Below are 2,019 nucleotides of genomic sequence, written 5' to 3' on the forward strand. Positions count from 1 at the left end.
CCGAGGCCATGGCGGACCTCCCGTCCCCTCGTGGCGGACCTCCGCACGGGGGTCCCTGTCGTGGGCAACGGTAGCGACGGCCGCGGCGGCCACGAGGGAGGACGACACCGACGCGCGCTGTGCACAAGTGCCAAAACGGCAGCCCGGGGCGCACATCCGCCGGGGTCCGCGGGACGCCTGTGACGGGACGGTACGGACGCGACGACGGTGGCAGCCCGGGTGGCGTCCGCGCGCTCAGCCGGTCGTGCCGTCGCGCTCCACGGGGCGGGACCCGTCGTCCCGCGGCGACAGCTCCGACGGCCGGGGGAGCTCCCCGGGCAGCGGCAGCTCGGTGGGACGCAGCGTGCGGACCGTGGCCTCGACCGGCGGCGGCGTGGGCACCGGTGACTCGGCGACCCCGAGGTCGTCGAAGCGGCGGGCGGCCACGAGCACCGACCCCTCGTAGGAGCCGACCGTCTCGTTGTAGCGGGTCAGCGTCGAGGACAGCGCCGAGCCCAGCCGGATGAGGTGGCCGGAGAGGGTGGACAGCCGGGCGTGCAGCCGGCGGCCGACCTCCAGCACCTGGTCGGCGTCGCGGGCCAGCCGCTCCTGCCGCCAGGAGTAGGCGACGGTGCGCAGCAGCGCCAGCAGTGTGCTCGGGGTGGCCAGCACGACGTCGCGGGCGAAGCCGTACTCGAGCAGCCCGGGCTCGGCCTCCAGGGCGGTGGTGAGGAACCCGTCGGAGGGCACGAACAGGACGGTGAACGGCGCGGCCGGTCGGAACGCCGTCGGGTAGCGCCGGGCGGCGAGGGCGTCGACGTGGGCGCGCAGCTGCCGGGCGTGCGCGGCGACCCGCTCGGCGCGCACCGCGACGTCCTCGGCCTGGACCGCCTCGATGTAGCCGGTGAACGGCACCTTGGCGTCGACGACCACCTGCCGGCCGTCGGAGAGGGTGACCACCAGGTCGGGCCGCACGCCGGCGCCGGCGTCGTTGGTGCCGGAGGGCTGCTCGACGAAGTCGCAGTGCTCGAGCAGGCCGGCGACCTCGACCACCCGGCGCAGCTGCACCTCGCCCCACCGGCCGCGCACGTGCGGGGTGCGCAGCGCGGTGACCAGCGCGGCGGTCTCCTGCCGGAGCAGCGCCGAGGTCTGCCCGACGGTGCCCATCTGCTCGCGCAGCTCGCCGTGCGCGGTGGCGCGGTCGCGCTCGATGCCGGCCAGCAGCCGGTGCAGGTGGTCGAGCGACTCGTGCACCGGCTCCAGGCCCTCGTCGGCCGGCCGGTTGCGGGAGACCAGCGCGACGACCCCGAGGGTGACCGCGGTGGCCAGCAGCGCGCCGACGAGGAGACCGGTGAGCAGCGAAGCGGCGTCCACACCGAGAGCCTGCCGGACGCCGCCGACAGTTCCCGGGAGCACACGGCCCCGGCGGCCGCCCTTCAGGGACCCGCGCCGAGCTTGCGAGGCGTGGGGGGAAGGGCGGTCCTTCTTCAGGCGGGGACGGGGGCGTGGGCCGCCTCGTGGTCGAGCAGCCAGCGCTTGACCGGCGTCCCCCAGCGGAAGCCGCCCAGCCCGCCGTCCGAGCCGAGCACCCGGTGGCAGGGCACGAACAGCGCCGCGGCGTTGCGGGCGCAGGCGTTGGCCGCCGCGCGGACCGCCGCCGGGCGCCCGCAGCGCGCGGCGAAGGCGGCGTAGCTGTCCGGCGTCCCCGGCGGGACGGTGCGCAGCACCTCCCAGGCGTCCTCGAGGAAGGGGCCGGAGCGCTGGCGCACCGGGACGTCGTCGATGGCGGTGACGTCGCCGGCGACGAAGGCCTCGACCGCGCCGAGCACCGGCAGGTGGTCGGCGGGCTCGACCCAGACCGGCCGCAGCCCGCGGTGCACCACGGGGAGGAGGTCGGCGACCTCGGCGGTCCAGCCGCTGGCGAGGACGGCGCCGTCGCGGGCCACGACCACGGTGAACGGCCCGGGCGGGGTGTCGACGGTGGCGGAGCGGGCGGGAAGCGGGGTCATGAGGCGCTCCGATCGAGAGGGGCTGTGTCGT

Annotated in this window: 2 protein-coding genes; both read right to left on the reverse strand. The window is 76.9% G+C overall.

Annotated features, from left to right (window positions below; translation table 11 throughout):
• Positions 1-234: 234 nt before the first annotated feature.
• Positions 235-1,353: a DNA recombination protein RmuC gene (locus tag CNO22_RS26830; protein WP_100502267.1), complete on the reverse strand. Its 1,119-nt coding sequence runs from the start codon at positions 1,351-1,353 to the stop codon at positions 235-237.
• Positions 1,354-1,466: 113 nt separating this feature from the next.
• Positions 1,467-1,988 carry a methylated-DNA--[protein]-cysteine S-methyltransferase gene (locus CNO22_RS26835; RefSeq protein WP_100502268.1) on the reverse strand — a complete coding sequence of 174 codons (522 nt, stop codon included), beginning with the start codon at positions 1,986-1,988 and terminating at the stop codon, positions 1,467-1,469.
• Between the last annotated feature and the right edge of the window lie 31 nt (positions 1,989-2,019).

Source organism: Geodermatophilus chilensis (genome assembly GCF_002802985.1).
Taxonomy (GTDB): Bacteria; Actinomycetota; Actinomycetes; order Mycobacteriales; family Geodermatophilaceae; genus Geodermatophilus; species Geodermatophilus chilensis.

What these genes read in the sequence shown, in the direction of transcription:
- CNO22_RS26835 (WP_100502268.1), bottom strand. Translation starts at nt 1,988, where the DNA reads ATGACCCCGCTTCCCGCCCGCTCCGCCACCGTCGACACCCCGCCCGGG.